The organism is Mycobacterium kansasii ATCC 12478, assembly GCF_000157895.3.
Taxonomy (GTDB): Bacteria; Actinomycetota; Actinomycetes; order Mycobacteriales; family Mycobacteriaceae; genus Mycobacterium; species Mycobacterium kansasii.
Genome location: NC_022663.1, coordinates 1,302,555 through 1,319,648, shown reverse-complemented (window position 1 = coordinate 1,319,648; position 17,094 = coordinate 1,302,555). Strand labels below are relative to the sequence as shown.

Annotated in this window: 12 protein-coding genes and 1 pseudogene; 8 read left to right on the top strand and 5 right to left on the bottom strand. The window is 63.8% G+C overall.

Annotation, left to right across the window (positions count from 1 at the left end; all coding sequences use genetic code 11):
- Positions 1-253: 253 nt before the first annotated feature.
- The 3 genes from MKAN_RS05590 to MKAN_RS05580 form a co-directional block, all read right to left on the bottom strand.
- The gene (locus tag MKAN_RS05590) at positions 254-3,133 is read right to left on the bottom strand and encodes an MMPL/RND family transporter (RefSeq protein WP_023366044.1); all 2,880 of its coding nucleotides are present in this window, start codon (positions 3,131-3,133) and stop codon (positions 254-256) included.
- Positions 3,130-3,534: an MmpS family transport accessory protein gene (locus tag MKAN_RS05585; protein WP_036392902.1), complete on the bottom strand. Its 405-nt coding sequence runs from the start codon at positions 3,532-3,534 to the stop codon at positions 3,130-3,132. The genes MKAN_RS05590 and MKAN_RS05585 overlap by 4 nt, the downstream gene beginning before the upstream one ends.
- Positions 3,535-3,744: 210 nt before the next feature.
- Positions 3,745-4,353, bottom strand: coding sequence for a TetR/AcrR family transcriptional regulator (locus tag MKAN_RS05580; protein WP_036392551.1), 609 nt, complete (start codon positions 4,351-4,353; stop codon positions 3,745-3,747).
- An 82-nt stretch (positions 4,354-4,435) separates the two neighbouring features.
- Here MKAN_RS05580 and MKAN_RS05575 point away from each other — a divergent pair, with 82 nt between their 5' ends.
- From MKAN_RS05575 to MKAN_RS05545, 7 genes and pseudogenes are all read left to right on the top strand, one after another.
- Positions 4,436-6,835, top strand: coding sequence for a CaiB/BaiF CoA-transferase family protein (locus tag MKAN_RS05575; protein ID WP_023366038.1), 2,400 nt, complete (start codon positions 4,436-4,438; stop codon positions 6,833-6,835).
- A gap of 236 nt (positions 6,836-7,071) precedes the next feature.
- A pseudogene (locus tag MKAN_RS05570) lies at positions 7,072-8,449 on the top strand (HNH endonuclease signature motif containing protein).
- A 244-nt stretch (positions 8,450-8,693) separates the two neighbouring features.
- Positions 8,694-9,821 carry an aromatic ring-hydroxylating oxygenase subunit alpha gene (locus tag MKAN_RS05565; protein ID WP_036392905.1) on the top strand — a complete coding sequence of 376 codons (1,128 nt, stop codon included), beginning with the start codon at positions 8,694-8,696 and terminating at the stop codon, positions 9,819-9,821.
- A 76-nt stretch (positions 9,822-9,897) separates the two neighbouring features.
- Complete coding sequence (locus MKAN_RS05560; protein ID WP_225722914.1) at positions 9,898-11,403, top strand: AMP-binding protein; 1,506 nt, start codon at positions 9,898-9,900, stop codon at positions 11,401-11,403.
- 59 nt (positions 11,404-11,462) lie between these two features.
- Entirely contained in the window at positions 11,463-11,888 is a 426-nt protein-coding gene (locus MKAN_RS05555) for a nuclear transport factor 2 family protein (protein ID WP_023366030.1), read from the top strand.
- A gap of 58 nt (positions 11,889-11,946) precedes the next feature.
- Positions 11,947-12,420 carry an FAS1-like dehydratase domain-containing protein gene (locus tag MKAN_RS05550; RefSeq protein ID WP_080674201.1) on the top strand — a complete coding sequence of 158 codons (474 nt, stop codon included), beginning with the start codon at positions 11,947-11,949 and terminating at the stop codon, positions 12,418-12,420.
- Positions 12,417-12,851 carry a MaoC family dehydratase gene (locus MKAN_RS05545; RefSeq protein WP_023366026.1) on the top strand — a complete coding sequence of 145 codons (435 nt, stop codon included), beginning with the start codon at positions 12,417-12,419 and terminating at the stop codon, positions 12,849-12,851. Before MKAN_RS05550 ends, MKAN_RS05545 begins: the two co-directional genes overlap by 4 nt.
- On the opposite strand, the gene MKAN_RS05540 is transcribed toward MKAN_RS05545, so the two are convergent.
- Positions 12,829-14,319, bottom strand: coding sequence for an aldehyde dehydrogenase (locus MKAN_RS05540; protein ID WP_023366024.1), 1,491 nt, complete (start codon positions 14,317-14,319; stop codon positions 12,829-12,831). The genes MKAN_RS05545 and MKAN_RS05540 overlap by 23 nt on opposite strands.
- Before the next feature lie 90 nt (positions 14,320-14,409).
- Between MKAN_RS05540 and MKAN_RS05535 the strand changes: the two genes are divergently transcribed.
- On the top strand, positions 14,410-15,774 hold the full coding sequence (locus MKAN_RS05535) for a hypothetical protein (RefSeq protein ID WP_023366022.1): 1,365 nt from the start codon (positions 14,410-14,412) through the stop codon (positions 15,772-15,774).
- A gap of 37 nt (positions 15,775-15,811) precedes the next feature.
- Here the strand turns inward: MKAN_RS05535 and MKAN_RS05530 are convergent, their stop codons facing one another.
- Positions 15,812-16,960 carry an aromatic ring-hydroxylating oxygenase subunit alpha gene (locus MKAN_RS05530; protein ID WP_023366020.1) on the bottom strand — a complete coding sequence of 383 codons (1,149 nt, stop codon included), beginning with the start codon at positions 16,958-16,960 and terminating at the stop codon, positions 15,812-15,814.
- Between the last annotated feature and the right edge of the window lie 134 nt (positions 16,961-17,094).

The following is a 17,094-nucleotide window of genomic DNA, read 5'->3' as shown; positions in this document are numbered from 1 at the left end:
CTACAGTAGTTTGCCTGCCAACTCGACTGGCTTAACTATTTTAGCAGTAATGCTAAAGATAGCAGTCTCCGATCGAGCATTCCTGATCGTGTGTCCCGCACGTCTTGACTGGTACCACAGAAATTACCCGGTCGCTCCCAGGCTGAGGGTCTCCAACGGCAGCGACACGCCGCTGACCGCGAAATCACGCCTACCTGCCATGCGATTGCCCGTCACGCATCGAAATAGCAAAGGGGGGAGGCTAATTCACAACTCATCCCATCTCTTGCGCTTCCCGCAGGAGCAGTTTACGAACCAGCCGACGTGGTCCGTACGGACGGAGCATCCGACTGGCGGGGCGGGGGCGTACGCGTTGCGGCCACCAGAACCATCGTCCGAGGAGCGCCGCGATGGACGGCGTCATGAATGAGCGCACGATCAGCGTGTCGAACAGCAGGCCGAGGCCGATGGTGGTCCCTATCTGACCGAGCACCCGCAAATCGCTGAACACAAATGAAGACATGGTGGCGGCGAACACCAGGCCGGCGGCGGTGACCACTCCGCCGGAGCCGCCCATCGCCCGGATGATGCCTGTGTTCAATCCGGCGCCGATTTCCTCTTTCAACCGAGAAATCAGCAGCAAGTTATAGTCGGAGCCGACCCCCAAGAGGACGATGACGGCCAGCGCAAGCACGATCCAATACAATTGGATACCGAAGATATGCTGCCATACCAGCACGGACAGCCCAAATGAGGCACCCAAAGAAAGCGCCACCGTACCCACAATGACGATCGCGGCAACCAGGCTTCGCGTGACGATCATCATGATGAGCAAAATCAGGCTGAGTGCGGCTATTCCTGCGATCATCAGGTCGTATTTGGCGCCATCTTGGATGTCTTTGTAGGTCGGCGCGGTGCCGGCGAGGTAGATCTTGGAGGCTTGTAGGGGAGTTCCTTTCACGGCCTCTCGCGCCGCCTTCTTGATCGGGTCGACATGCGAGATACCCTCGGGGGTCGCGGGATCACCCTCATGGGAGATGATCATGCGAGCGGCCTTGCCGTCCGGCGAGAGGAACATCTGCAAACCGCGCTTGAAATCGGGGTTGTTGAAAGCCTCCGGAGGAAGGTAGAAAAAATCGTCGTTCTTGGCGGCGTCAAAAGCCTGGCCCATCGCCGTCGAATTTTCGGTCATCGCGGCCGTCTGGTCGTAGATCCCGGATATGGTGGAGTAGTTCGACAGCGTCAGGTCATGATTAGCCTGCTGGCTCGCGATCTGGTCGGGTATCAGCGCCAGCAACTGCGGCTGGATCGCATCCAATTTGTCCAGAGTTTTCCGCACGCTTTCTAACTGGTCACTGAGCCGGTCGATACCGTCGATTGCGTCAAAGGCGGACCTCGCCGCCCAGCAGGCCGGGATATCGTAGCAGTGCTGCTCCCAATAGAAATAGCTGCGAATCGGCCTCAGGAAGTCGTCCAAATTCGCGATTTTGTCTCGCAGTTCAGTCAACGTGGCGGCCGTTTCGTGAAAACTCACGGCCTGTTCGTGCGTCGCCGCGGCCAATTGTTGCTGGAGTGCATACTGACGCTTCAAAATCTCGATCGATCTCGCGAGCTCGTCAGCTTGCTTCAGCATGTCGGCCGCACGGTCTTGCTGGTATTTCAGGTTCATGACTTGGCCGGTGTTTTGCATGCTGATCTGGAAGGGTATCGAGCTGTGGTCGATCGGGGATCCCAGGGGCCGGGTTATGGACTGTACCTGGGCAATACCGGGAAGGTGAAAGACTGCCCTGGCTATTCTGTCCAAGACGAGCATGTCGGCCGGATTACGCATATCATGATCGGTTTCGATCATCAACAGGTCGGGATTCAGTCGAGCTGGTGAGAAATGGCGCTCCGCAGCCGCGTACCCGATATTGGCCGGGGCGCTCGCAGGGATGTAGTGACGAACGTCGTAACTCGTCTGATACCCCGGCAGTGCGAGCAAACCGATGAGGGCCACCGCGCACGCGACCGTAAGAATCGGCCCTGGCCAGCGGACGATGGCCGTACCGATCCGTCGCCATCCACGCGTCCGCATCTTGCGTTTCGGCTCGAAAAGACCGAAATGACTGCCTATCGTAAGCACGGCGGGCGTCAGGGTGAGCGCGGCCGTCAGCGCAACCAGGATGCCTATCGCAACCGGAACGCCCAGACTCTGAAAATAAGGTAATCGGGTGAAACTCAGGCAGTACACCGCGCCGGCAATGGTCAAGCCCGAGCCCAGCACAATGTGGGCGGTCCCGTGAAACATGGTGTGGAAGGCCGTTCCCTGGTCCTCACCGGTCCCGCGAGCTTCCTGATAACGGCCGACGAAGAATATCGCGTAATCGGTGCCGGCGGCGATGACCAGTAACGTGAGCAGATTCGTCGCATACACCGAAAGCCCGATAATTCCGGAGTCAGCCAGCAGCGCGATGATTCCCCGGGCCGCGAGCAATTGAACAAGGACCGTGAGCAGCACCAGGAACATGGTGACGACGGAACGGTAGACGAAAAACAACATCACCGCGATCACGAGAAGAGTGATCAGCGTGACTTTCACGGTGCCTTTGCTGCCCACTCCGAACTGATCCGCGAGCAGTGGCGCCGCGCCGGTGACATAGGCCTTCATCCGGTTCGGTGGTGGCGTATGTGCCACGATGTCACGCACCGCCGCAACGGATTCATTGGCCAATGCCTCGCCTTGATTACCGGCAAGATAGACCTGGACATATGCGGCCTTACCGTCGGTGCTCTGCACACCCGCCGCCGTAAGCGGGTCTCCCCAGAAGTCCTGGACGTGCTCGACATGCTTGGTGTCCTGCGACAGCTTGTCGATCAGGGTGTCGTAATACCGGTGAGCTTCGTCGCCAAGCGGCTCGTTGCCTTCCAGGACGATCATGGCCGCGCTGTCGGAATTGTACTCGCGGAATACTTTTCCAATGCGTTTCATGGCCTGCAGCGAGGGCGCATCTGCCGAGCTCAGCGCCACGTTATGTGCCTCGGCGACTATTTCCAACCGCGGGACTGCAATATTCGTTATGGCTGCGAGGGCTACCCAGAACAACAGGATCGGAACCGAAAGCCGGCGAATCGTTCCCGATAGCGAAATCCGATGACCGTGTTTGTCGCTCATGAGGACTTGTCCAGGCAGAAGGTGTAGGCATTCACTTTGTTGACGGTCCTTTCGTCTTTGACGACACCGTTGACGGTGATGCGACAGCCGATGGAATTGCTATTGCCCTGTGCCACCACATTGGCGAAGACCGCGGGCTGCGTTGTCGTTATCGTGTAAGACCACGGCAGGGTTGTGTCGAGAACTTGCTGCGGCTGAGCATTCACGTCCAAGTAGTTGATGGTTGCCACCGTCCCCGGCGCGCCGAATACCTCGAGAGTCACCTGCTTGGGGTTGAATGGAATGATCTCATTCGAGATGCCGCCGGCGGCCGAGGTGTCGTCCTGTGAACCGAATATGCCGTGCAAGCGATAGACACCGAACCCGGCGGCGGCTACCACGACCACTGCGACCAGCAGCATCCACCCTCGTTTGATCATGCGGCCAACTGAAATTTTTTGCACCCGTTAGCCTTTCGATGTCGCTCGACACGACCGCTCCGGCACCCAGCAACCGCCTACGCCGCGAGCAGTGAATCGACAGCTTTGACAGTACGGTACCGTACTGGACTCCGCAAGGCTGTGGTCACCCGCGGCTGGCCGGCTCTGCTCCGCCGGCGCCCTGTTCTGTCGTCACTCCGTGGATCGGGTGAGGCTCGGAAGGATGATGTTGTCGACGAGGGCTTGCACTGTGCGCCGGGTGGGGGGGCGGCTCGGAACGATGAATCGAAACATGAGGTAGCCGGGCAGCACGTCCCAGAGTTCGTCGTCGATGGCGGCGCCGTCGATCTCACCGCGATCAACGGCCTGTTGCACGATGTGGTGCATCAGGGCTTTCCGCTGGTCAACGAACTGGTGCTGCATGACGTCGTTCAGCGCGGGATTACGCGCCACCTCAACCAGCACCGCGCGGATGGTGCTGGTGTGCTGACGGGCCTGCTCGCAGACCAGCTCGCCGAGTTGCAGCAAATCGCCTCGTAGTGTGCCGGTGTCGGGCGGGACCACGACCTGGCGAATGCCCTCGACGAACGCGGCCAACACCAATTCGGCCTTCGACGGCCAACGCCGGTACACGGTGGCCTTGCTGGCGCGGGCAGTGGCCGCGACCGCGTCCACGGTCAACCGGTCATACCCGTGTTGCTGCAGCAACTGCAACGTCACGGCCAACAATTCGGCCTCCCGTGGCGACCACGATGAGGACTGCGAGGAGCGATCGGCAATCTGGGTCACAGCGCCCACGATAGAGTCATTACGGCAGTACAGACCAGTACCGTACCGTCGGGAGTTGCGTGCGCCCAGTGCGGAGGTCCCGCGGAATCGAATTATGCTCGGCAGCGTGAGTCAGGGGTTAGGCAGGCGGCCGACACCGCTTGACGAATTGCGCGTCGTCGAAATCAGTGACCGCATAGCCGGCAGCTACTGTTCCAAGCTGTTGGTCGACGCCGGTGCGCGGGTACGCAAAATCGAACCACCGCAAGGGGATCCGCTGCGCCGGTACTCGCCCAGCTGTTCGCCGGTGCCCGACGGTTTGCCGGCCTCGCCGTTGTATTGCTACCTCAATGCCGGCAAGCAGAGCCTGACCTTGGCCCCGGATTCCGAGCGATACCGTGCCGAACTCGCTGCTGCCGACGTCGTGATCGTCACCTGTGGCCGGTCGCAGGCGGCCGCCCTGGGCATCGATCCCCGACGGTTGCTGGCCGAGTCTCCGCGGGCGATCGTGGTCACGATTTCCGATTTCGGCTGGACCGGTCCCTTCGCCGATCGAGCGGCCACCGAGTTCACACTGCAGGCATGGGCGGGCTCGCCCGGCTTCCGGGGTGATCCCGCCGGACCGCCCCTCTCGATCGGCGGTGGCCTAGGCGAGTACATGGGTGGGGTGTTCGCCGCGTTCGGCGCACTGGCCGTGCGCCGCCGCGTCGAACATGGCGGCCCGGGTGAGCATCTGGATCTGTCCATGCTCGAGGCGATGAGCCTGATGCAAAGCAGCGAATGGCTGCATTCGCAGCTGCTGCGGGTACCGCCGGTCCGCCGCACCCTCGAAGTGCCCTCGATCGAACCCGCCAAGGACGGCTACGTCGGAATTACCATGGTCACCGGCCAGCAGTGGCTCGACTTCACCGCGATGGTCGAATGCCCTCAGCTCGAGGAGATTCCGCAGTTGCGATTCCAGATCGGCCGGTGGGAATACCGAGACCTGATCCGCGAATCTATCCGTCCGTGGATGGCCGAGCGGACCGTCGAGGAGATCGTCGCATTGGGTCAGCTGTTCCGGCTGCCGATCGCGGCGTTGGGCAACGGCGCCACCATCCGCGACATGGAGTACGTGACCGAGCGTGGGGTGTTCGTCGACAACCCCGCCGGCTTTCACCAGCCGCGCCCGCCCTGGCTGATGTCGCGGTGCGCGACGGCGCCGGTGTGCCGTACTGCTGAGCTCGGCGCTGATAACGACGAATCACCATGGTGCGCGGGCGAATCCGCCTCTGATCCGGTGCCGGTCGGGCTGCCGTTGGACGGTGTTCGGGTGATCGATCTGACCGCCTTCTGGGCCGGGCCGGCCGCCACCCATCTGCTGGCGGCCTTCGGCGCCGACGTGGTCAAGGTGGAGTCGATCCAGCGCCCGGACGGCATTCGCTACTCGGGGGGCATGCGCACCGATGTGGACGACTGGTGGGAGTACGGCTGGGTGTTCCATGCGATGAACACCAACAAGCGTTCGATCACATTGGATTTGGGCTCCGAAGACGGACGCCGGTTGTTCCTGGCGCTGGCCGCGGATGCCGACGTGGTGATCGAGAACTTCTCGCCGCGCGTAATGGAGCATTTCGGGCTCACGGCCGAGGTGCTGTTGAAGGCGAACCCCCGACTCGTGGTCGCCCGCATGCCGGCCTTCGGATTGACGGGACCGTGGCGTGACCGGGTCGGCTTCGCGCCCACCATGGAGCAGATCGGCGGCCTGACGTGGGTGACCGGATTGCCGGAGGAGCCGCCGGTGACCCCGCGCGGCGCGTGTGATCCACTGGCCGGCGTGCACGCGGCGTTCGCCGTGCTGGCCGCGCTGAACTTCGCCGAACGTAGCGGGGTCGGCCAGCAGGTCGAGCTGCCGATGGTCGAGTCGGTGTTGAATACCACCGCAATTCAGCCGATCGAGCACGAGGTCTACGGAGTCACCCTCAACCGGTGCGGTAATCGTGGTTTCGGCGGGGCGTTACAGAACATCTACCGGTGCGCCGGTGACGACGACTGGATCGCGGTCAGTATTCGTGACGACCAAGACTGGAATGCGCTGGCAGAGTTGATGGAGCGGCCGTCCTGGTGCGACGAGTCGCTGTCGACTACGGCGTTGCGCCGCGAGCGGGCCGACGAGATCGATGGCCGGCTACGGGACTGGTTTGCCGCGCAATCCCTGATGCCGACGGTGGAATCGCTTGCCGCTTCGGGCATTCCGGCTGCGCCGGTTGTCTCGCCGTCGCTGGTCACCGAAAACCCGCAACTGTGTGACCGCGGGTACTTCGAGCCGCTGGTCCACTGCCGTATCGGGCAAGCCCTATATCCCACACCACCTTTCGCGCGGTTGGCCGGCCAGCGGGAGTGGTTGCGCCGCCCGCCGCCAACCCTAGGCGAGCACAATGAAGAAATACTGCGTGAGCGGTGCGGGCTGACCGACGAGGAACTCGCGCGGCTGGCGGCAAGCGGCGTCATCGGGACCCGGCCCAAGGGGGTATAGGGCACTGCTGATCGCCCGCGACCGGTTGTCTCGTGCATCGCGAAGAAGATTGTGTTCGGCTCCATGTGGCGCGCTGCCAGACCGCCGCCGGGGGTGCCTAGCCGGATCCTCGTGCTAGTCCGGGCTAGTGGGACGGAAAGCAGTCTGATGTCCACTCTGGGTGAACACGTGAAATCGGTTGCTCGGCAGGTACTTTCTGTCCGGTTCTTGTCGGTGGCGGTCGATAGATTGCGGGTATGAGCTCGGGCGGTGTCGTGGATCGGGAGACGGTCACGGCGGCCCTGGATGCACTCGACGCCGCGGTCGACAGGTTGGTGGAGTTGAACTTTGATGCGTTGACCACTCCGGAGTGGTTGGCGTTGGTGGAGCGGTGTGAAAAGGTGCGCCGACGGCTGCCGGTGGCTGAGCATCAGCTGATCAACCACCTGGCCCGCCAGGCCAGCGCCGAGGAGCTGGGCGGCAAGCTGTCGCATGCGATCGCCGACTGGGCGTTGATCAGCCGCACCGAGGCCGCCCGGCGCATCAAGGCCGCCGCCGATCTGGGGCCGCGGCGCGGGCTGACCGGGGAGCCGATCGCCCCGGTGTTGGCCGGGGCCGCCGCGGCCCAACGCGACGGAAAACTGGGCGGCGAAAGCATCCAGGTGATCCGACGCTTCTACCACCAGCTGCCCGCCTGGATTGACCAGGCCACCCGGGAGCGCGCCGAAGCCCAGTTGGCCCGCCAGGGTAGTCAGTTTCGCCCCGAACAGTTAGCCGGGTTGGCGGCCACGATCGCCGATTGTCTCAACCCCGATGGCATCTACCGCGATGAGGACCGCGCCCGCCGCCGCGGCCTGACGTTAGGCAATCAGCAAAGCGATGGCATGTCGGAGCTGCGCGGGCTGATCACCCCCGAGCTGCGCGCCACGTTAGAGGCCGTGTTGGCCAAGCTGGCCGCCCCGGGCATGGGCAACCCCGAATCCCAAACCCTCTCTGTGGACGGCACTCCCAGTCAAGAGGCCATCGACACCGACACCCGCTCAGCCCCCCAACGCAACCACGACGCCCTTACCGCCGGGCTGCGCGCCCTGTTGGCGTCGGGAGAGTTGGGTCGGCACAACGGCTTACCCGCCTCGATCATCGTGACCACCACGCTGGCCGAGCTGGAAGCCGCTGCCGGACAAGGACTGACCGGCGCCGGCACGATCTTGCCGATGAGCGATGTGATCCGGCTGGCCCGCCACGCCCGCCATTATCTAGCGGTGTTCGACAAGGGTAAGGCGTTGGCGCTGTATCACAGCAAAAGGCTGGCCGCACCGGGGCAGCGAATCGTCTTATACGCCAGAGATCGTGGCTGCAGTGCGTCGGGTTGTGATGTCACGGGCTATTTCTGCGAGGTCCATCACGTCGTTCCCTACGCCCAATCACCCACCACCGACGTCAACCAACTCACCTTCGCCTGCAGCGGCCACCACCCACCAGCCGACAAAGGCTGGACCACCCGCAAAAACACCACGGCGACAGCGAATGGACACCCCCACCCACCTCGATCGCGGCCAACCCCGCACCAACATGCACCACCCCAGAAAACTCCTCCGCACAGACGAAGACGAGGATGCTGCGGAATCCCCGTAATCGTGCAACTGGCGAAGCTATGCCATCGGGAAGGGTAACTTACGGCAAAACCGTTGTGCGACAAGGGTCCCGCCGGAGCCTCGGCGGAAGCCAGCCGGCGCAGCAGTCCGGGGCACCACCGGCTACCCGCTAAATCCCCGTTGACGTTCAATCCCTAAGATAGTAAAAATAGACCTAGTCGTCGAACCACGGTGAGTCAGACGCGGCCTGGTTGCCGCTCGGCCGCGTGGGAAACGGAGATCTCGTGACGCAGACCATTTCAGGCTCGGCTTCCGAATCGGCCCAGGATCCGTCGGAACGAGAGTTCGGTGCGAGCGGGATTGCGCTGTCGTCGTACCGGTTCCCGACGGGATGGTTCATCGTCGCGTTCGCCTCTGACCTGGCTCCCGGCGATGTCAAGCGTGCGCATTATTTCGGCGAGGAGCTGGTGCTGTTCCGCACCGCTTCGGGGCGGGCGCACGTGCTGGACGCCTACTGTCAGCACCTCGGAGCGAACCTGGGTGTCGGCGGCACGGTGGAGGGCGAACACATCGCGTGCCCCTGGCATGGCTGGCAATGGCGCGGTGACGGCACCAACGCGCTGATTCCCTACAGCAAGATCGGCTGCAAGAACAACGTCCGGATCCGCAGCTACCCGAGCATGGAGTGGTACGGCTTCATCCTGGTCTGGCACGAACGCCACGGCCGGGCGCCGTACTGGCAACCGCCGGTGCTGCCGGAGCTGGAAACCAACGAATACTACCCGCTGCACCCGCACAGCCGGATGCTCAACCGGGTCAAGGTGCATCCGCAGATGATCATCGAGAATGCCGCCGACCCGTATCACGTGCAGTACGTGCACAAGGCCGCCAACCCGGCCACCACCGCGTCGTTCGAGGTCTCCGGTTACCACCTGCACGCCACCGTGAACGCCCACTTCGGCGGCGGCAGACCCACGACCTGGTTGACCCCTAACGGCCCGATCGACGCCAAGATCATCTACGACAACTATTCGCTGGGGTTGGGTCTCGTGCGCTTCCCGAACGAGCTGGTGGGCACGGTCCAAGTGACCGGACAGACACCGGTCGACGAGGACTACACCGACTACTTCTACACCCAGGCCTCCCTCCGCGAGCCCGGTGACACCGGCGACGTGCCCACCGGTCGCGCCGCGAAGTTCCTTGCCTTGCAGCAGGAAGTCATCAAACAGGACTTCTTCACCTGGGAGAACATGAAGTACTTGGAGAAGCCGAACCTGGCGCCGGAAGAAGCCCACGACTATGCGGCCCTTCGGCGCTGGGCGCACCGCTTCTACCCGGGGGCACAGCCCTCGGCCGAGGACTTCGGGTACACCGCCGACGGCAAGCCCGACCCGGCGGCTGCGAAGGCGTGATGTGAGCAGGCCCCCGGGGCCCTCCGATTTCGGAGTCGATCGCTTCACCGTTGCCGATGTGCTCGACCGCCGCGCCATGCAGCATCCCGATCGGGTGATGCTGTCGGTAGCCGGCATCGACGTCACTTTCGAGGACGTGCGGCGGCGGTCCTGTGCTGCGGCGAGCATGCTGACCGGCCTCGGAGTCGGTCGCGGTGACACCGTGGCGCTGTTCACCGCAACGTGCCCGGAATGGATCTACTTCTGGCTGGGCGCGGCGCGAATCGGTGCCGTCAGCGCGGCGGTGAACGCGGCCAACAAGGGCGATTTCTTGCTGCATACCTTGCGGCTGTCGCGGGCCACGATGATACTCACCGACCCCGAGCGGCAACACCGCATCGAGGACATCGCCGACCGGCTGGACACACTGAAGGAAGTTGTGGTGCTGGGAGATTCGCTGAGCTCGGCGCTGAGCCGCGATGCCGGCGGCACCCCGGACCGCAGCCTCGGCGCCGCGGAGGTGGCATCGCTGTTCTTCACCTCGGGGACCACCGGGCCGTCGAAAGCCGTTGCCACGAGCTGGCATTACCTGTTCACGGTGGCCGCCACCGTGGCATCGGCCTGGCGATTCGGCCCGGGAGAGGTGCTCTGGACCGCGATGCCACTGTTTCATCTGAGCGCGGCGCCCATTGTGCTGGCCCCGATGCTGGTCGGCGGAACAACGGTGCTCGCCAACGAATTTCATCCTAGCGAGGTCTGGGACGACGTGCGCGCGCATGGCGCCGTCGGTTTCGTCGGCGCCGGCGCGATGGTGTCGATGCTGCAGAATCTCCCCCCGGATCCACGTGACGCCGAGCTGCCGTTGCGGTTCATCTCCGCCGCACCGATTAGCGCGAACGCCTACCGCGAGATCGAAAGGCGTTATGGCTGCCGCGTTGTCACGATGTACGGATTGACCGAGGCATTTCCCCTTACCGTCAAGGGCGTTGCCGACGACGGCGTTCCGGGGACATCGGGCAATCCAAACCCGAATTTCGAGGTGCGCATCGTTGACGACACGGGCAACCCGTTACCCGCCGGAATGGTTGGAGAGATCACCTGCCGGCCTCGATATCCGCACGTGATGAGCGAAGGGTACGTAAGCCAGGAGGCGCCGGGCTTGCCGGTCGATCCACATCAGGACTGGTTTCACACCGGAGACCTGGGCAAATTCGACAACGAACAGAACTTGACCCATGTGGATCGCATCAAGGATTCGCTACGCAGACGCGGCGAGAACATTTCTTCGGTGGAAGTGGAGACCGTCGTGACAGGCCATCCGGCGGTGCTGGAGGCCGCGGCCGTCGGCATCCCCAGCGACGTGGGCGAGGACGACATCCTGCTGCTCGTCGCCATTCGCCCCGGTGCCGTCATCGACTGCGCGGAGTTGCTCGATTATTGTGCTGCCCGCATGCCCTACTTCTGCGTGCCGCGATTTGTGGAGACGGTCGATGAACTCCCGAAGAACGGAATCGGACGAATACGTAAAGATCTATTGCGTGCCAGGGGTTTAACACCGGCAGCATGGGATCGCGAAAGGCATGGCTACCAAGTCAGCCGATAAGTTAACGTAGTCTCACGTCAGTCGGTCCCAACATCCCGCGAGTGTGGCTGGAGAGCACAATGGCGTTGTCCTATCAAGAACAGCAGATGCTGCACGCTGCGACGGGCCGCGCTGCCATTTTGGATTTGACCGCCCGGCACAATCGGGCTTATTCCGACGGTGACCGCGACGCCTGGATTGCCACCTTCCGTCATTCCGGTGCCAGTTATAGCCGTGACGGCGAACCATTCGGTGATCCGCGAGCGGCCTTCGACGGCGGCGACGGGCAACGCCTGGTCACCGTCGACCATGAGATCCACGTCGACGGCGTCGACGCGACGCAGTGCTGTGTCGCTCTGCTCTTTGCGCGCGTGCATGGCGACACCGCGCTGCGAGCCACCGGGACATTCCGCGATCAGCTGATCTACGAACGCGGCGGTTGGTATTTCACTTCCCGGGCACTGCAATGGGATTCGGTACCGAGCCGGCACCCGCTCGTCATGTAATCCGGCCTTGAACGTGACCTACCAACTGGCCTTCGGCAGCTATCAGGATGCGCTGCAGATGGTCGGCGCGACTACGGAACCGCGAACCGCCGCGACCGTGGTCAGCGGCGCGCGCATTCAGCTCTTCGCCGCCATGGTCCGTGACGGTAACCGGTCGTATTGGGACACCGAATACGCCCGGCGGCGGTGGGGCGGCTTGCTGGCTCCGCCGGCGCTGTTGATGGGCTGGCTGATTCCGCCTCCCTGGCAACCGGGAGGCCGGGTTCCCGCGGCATCGTTGGCGTTGCGGGTGCCGTTGCCGGGCACCACATTCGTCAACGCGGCCAACGATGCCGAGTTCCTGCGACCCATCGTCGAGGGTGACCGGCTCACCGTTGTCGAGGAGCTGGTGTCGGTGTCCCCGGAAAAGCGGACCCGGCTCGGGGTCGGTCATTTCGTCGAGACGCTGGAGACCTACCGTCGCCAGGACGGTGCGGTGGTCGCCACATCGCGAAATACGCTGTTCCGCTTCACACCTGGGCCGGGATCATGACCGATCTGACTTGGAACGAAATCACCGTTCCGCTCGGGCTGCCTGAGGTCGTCGACCAGATCAGTTATCAGCGCGTGGTGGAGAACGCGGGGGCGACCTGGGACTATTTTCCGGGCCATTTCGATCCGGAGTACGCCCAAAGCCAGGGGAATCCAACGATTTTCGTCAACACCATGCATCTCGCGGGATTCGCCGACCGGATCGCGACCGACTGGGCGGGTCCGGGCAGCCGGGTGGTACGCCGTTCCATGCGGCTGGCCGGCTCGATCTATGCCGGCGACACCATGGTGGGGCGGGCCCGGGTGGTGGCCAAGCGGTGTGACGAAAGTGTCGACCCGCCGCGTTATCTGGTCGACCTCCGAGTCGAGGTGGCCAATCAACACGGCGGGTTGTGCTGTCCCGTGGAGATCACCCTGCAGCTGCCGCAATGACATTGAGCGGTGGCATTTTTCCGTTGCACAGCACCGATTGCAGCTCGGCGTATTCGGCTAGGCCCTCTGGCCCGAATTCGCGGCCGATGCCCGACTTCTTGAAGCCGCCGAACGGTGTGCTGATGTCGAGCATGTACATGTTGATGCCGTAGGTGCCGGTCCGGATCCGTGCGGCGATTTCGAGGCCGTGGGCGGTGTCGGCTGTCCAGACCGAACCGGCCAAGCCGTAATCGCTGTCGTTGGCGATCCGGATCGCGTGCTCTTCGTCACGGTAGGTCAGAACGGTCAACACCGGTCCGAATATCTCCTCCCGCGCGATGCGCATGTCATTGGTCGCGCCGGTGAACAGCGTCGGCCGCACGTACCAACCACGGTCGGCCGGGCTGTCGTCACCGCCGACCACGATGCACGCGCCCTGCTGCCGCCCGGATCTGATGTAGTCCTGAACCCGAAGCTGTTGGCGGCGGGCGACAAGTGGCCCGATGTCGGTCTTTTCGTCAGCGGGGTCGCCGACGTGCAGCGCCGCCATCATGTCGGCCAAGGCGTCGACGACTTCGTCGTGACGGCGTTCGCTGACCAGGATGCGGGTCTGGGCGACACAGGCCTGGCCGTTGTTCATCAGGCCGGCCGTCTTCAATCCGGCGACCGTCTTGTCGAGGTCGGCGTCGTCGAGGATGATTGCCGCCGACTTGCCGCCCAGTTCCAGGCTGACCCTTTTCAGCTGCTCTCCGCAGATTCCGGCGATCCGGCGGCCGATGGTGCTGGAGCCGGTGAACGCGATCTTGTCCACCCCGGGATGGCGCACCAGCGCCTCGCCGACAGCGGGTCCGCCGGTCAGTATCGAGACGACGCCCTCGGGCAGTTCGATCTGCTCGATCATCTCGGCCAACCACAAAGCGTCCAAAGGAGTTTCGGGCGCGGGTTTGACGATGACGGTGCAGCCGGCGATCAGCGCCGGAATCAGCTTGGGCATGATCAGGCACTGTGGCACGTTCCACGGCACAATGGCGCCGACGACGCCGACGGGGGCACGACGCACATGGGCCTCGCCGAGCACGCCCTGCCGGCGTTCCGCCCACGGGAAGTCCCGGGCGGCCGCCAGCGCCAGATGGATCATCGACGCCGCACCAGCCGCCTGGCCCAGCCGGCTGAAGCTGCGCGGCGACCCCATCTCCGCGGTAATCAGGTCGGCCATGTCGCCGAGGTGTCGCGTGTAAATCGCGGCGAGCTGCTCGATCTTGCTCATCCGCTCGTGCGGATCCAGCAGCGGCCACGGACCGTGGTCGAACGCGTGCCGCGCGGCTGCCACGGCCGCCTCGACATCGCCGGGACCAGCCGCCGGTGCTTCGCCCACGGGTTGCTCCGAGTGCGGCGAAATGACGGAAAGCCGCTCCGGCGTGGTGGGTTTGCGCCAGCGCCCGCCGATGAACAGTTCGTCATAGCGGTGTTGCGGGGATTCTGCCGTCATCGGACATCCCCTCGGGGCAGACGATAGGTAACTTTGCTATTGATGCTAACATAGCGAAAAAGCGTGGCATGGCGCCTGGGAAGGCTTGACATGAGCAGCGACTGGCGCAGTTACCCGTTCCAGCTGGTCGATGGTGACAGCGCACTGGAGTTTCCCGCCGCCGAAGGCGTCCACGCCGACCAGGAATCCGATACCTGGTTTCTCGCGGGCCAACTGGACACAGCCGGTACCAGCCGGTCGTTTGCGTTCCTGACCATTTTCAACAAGAACCGGCCCGGTGGCTCGGTGGTCGCCGACTTCTACACGCTGGCGCTGTTTGACCTCGACACCGGCGAGTACGGCACCTACACCGACTACGACATGCCGCCGGCCAGCATGGCGCCCGGCGCCCAGCCCAAGCTGTCGGCTGCAGCGGGACACCTGGACCTCGAATACCGCAGCGGCGCCGGCACCGTCTCGTGGACCACCTGCCATGACGCCGATGGACAGTTGTTGCCCTACACCTACCGGGTCAGTCTGGTGGGAACCGATCAGGCCGGTCGCTTGATGCGGCTGGATCTGGCGGTGACGCCCACGCGCGCGCCCACCCCGGTGGGGGCGTCGGCCTACAACGGAAAGATCGTCTGCTTCGGCCAGCCCGACACCCACTCCTACTTCCACACCGGAATGACGATGACCGGAACGCTGTGCTGGGGCGAGGCGAGCGAACAGGTCACGGGTACGGCCGGGCATATCGACCGGCAGTGGTTCCCGACGTATGCCGGTGGCGGGGGAGACCCACGGGGCCGGTCGCACGAATGGCGCACCATCCATTTCGACAATGGTGTCGACATGAGCATCTGGAGACAGTTCGACCGTATGAACGGCAATGCGGTGCAACCGTTTACCGGGTTGACGGCCAGCTATCCCGATCCCGGCCGGGCGCCGGAATGCGCCGAGGACATCGAGGTCACTATCCTCAGCTATGTCCGGTGGCCGGATTCCGTGCGGCCGCTGTTGCCTCCGGTCCGGCCGGCCCGCTATATGCCCGACCGCCACCGGATTACCAGCGCTGCAATGCAATTGGACCTCACCGGCGAGCCGCTCGTGGCCGCGCCGGCCCACGGCCTGCCGATCGAATACATGGAGGGCCCCTACCGTTACCGCGGCATGCTGCACGGTGAGCCGGTGACCGCCTTCGCGTTCTACGAGCGATCATTGGCGTTGTATCGCGACTGGGAGCTGATTGACGTGCTGGCCGCTACCGTCGCCAATGCTCGGCCACCGACGCCGGAGCTGGCCGCCCTGGTGGAACGCGTTGCACCAGTGGTGCTTTCGGGCCGTCGCGGGGAGGCCCTGGAGATGTTGCGGACGGGATCAGCAGCGCTTCCGGACGATTGTGATCAGGATTCTCGTGAAGTTCTCGAGGCGCTGATCGGCTCGCTGGCGCAGGAGATTCCCGCGGCGAAGCTGTAATTTGGCAGGAGTCTTCTCGACCTTTTGCTGCGAATCTTCAGCCTCGGCGCAACGCGTCGAGCGCGCGCTCCCATGCTAGGTGACGGTGTTGTAGCCCCGGCTCGTTGCGCCCGAACACCAGTCGCTCCCGCGCGCCCGATTCGAGGTTGGCTTGCAACGACTCGGCCAGTCGATAGTCCTCGTCGCGGACCGTTGCGTGTGCGTACTCGAATACGGCCTGGGCGCCGGTGGCCACCGAATCATCTGAGATGTCCAGCGCGGTGGAGTTCTGGTGGACGGTGACGGATCGGCCCGGCTTCTCACCGGGGTAAACGCGGAACAGCTCGCCGTTGGCGATCGTCACCGACAGCACGATGTTGGGAAACAGCGCGTAGATCACGACCATGTGGTGGAACGGATTCCACTGGTCTTCGGGCGCGGTGTCCAGCTCCATGATGGTGTTCAGCGGAAAGATCAATCGGTGGTGCGGTCCATAGGAGTCGAAAACCGTGCAATTGCTGCGGGCGATGGTGGCGAAGGTTTGCTTGTGCACCGTGGCGAAGTGGTAGTTCTCCGAAAATGTGTCGATCGCCAGCTTCCAGTTGATCCGCGAGTCGAGCACCTTCTCGCCCAGTGGGGACCAGTGCCCGATTCCCCATGAGTCGAGTTCGCCGGCCAGCGGTCCCAGGTGGGTTGCGATGTCCAGGGTGGCGCCCGGGTCCAGTGCAACCCACAGAAAGCCGGCGAATTCGGTGGCCGGAAGCCTGGTCAAGCCGTCGTCCTTCAACGTCATCTCGGGAAAGCCCTCCCGACCCGGCAGTCCGACCAATCGCCCGCTGTTGTCATACGTCCAGGCGTGGTAGGGGCAGCTAAACCGCTTCGCGGTGCCACATCCGGTCGCCACCTGCGCCTGCCGGTGCAGGCAGACATTGTCGAAGGCCCGCACCGAGCCGTCCGACGTCCTGGTCAGCAGCACGGATCGCCCCAGCACCGTCTTGGTGCAATACGAGCCGGGCCGCGGCAGCTCGGAGACGTAGCCGACCAGTTGCGGGCTGGACATCAGCATGGCCCGGTCGCGTTCGTGGCGCTCGAGGGAGGTGTACTCCCGCGCGTGGACCGTATGCTGCCGCGGTGCCAGGTCCGTGGTCTGGTCGCGGGCGAGCTTCAGGGCACGGCGGGTGAGGTCGATGAGCTGGTGGTGATCCATCGCGACCCCCGTTGCGATCGAGTGCGGTCTGCTCGCCTCTAACTTTACTAACTTTGCATTGACAGTAAGAATCGGCTGCCGACCCGTCGCCCAAACCTCTGTTGTGACATTGTGATGCAGATGTGACTGGCGAG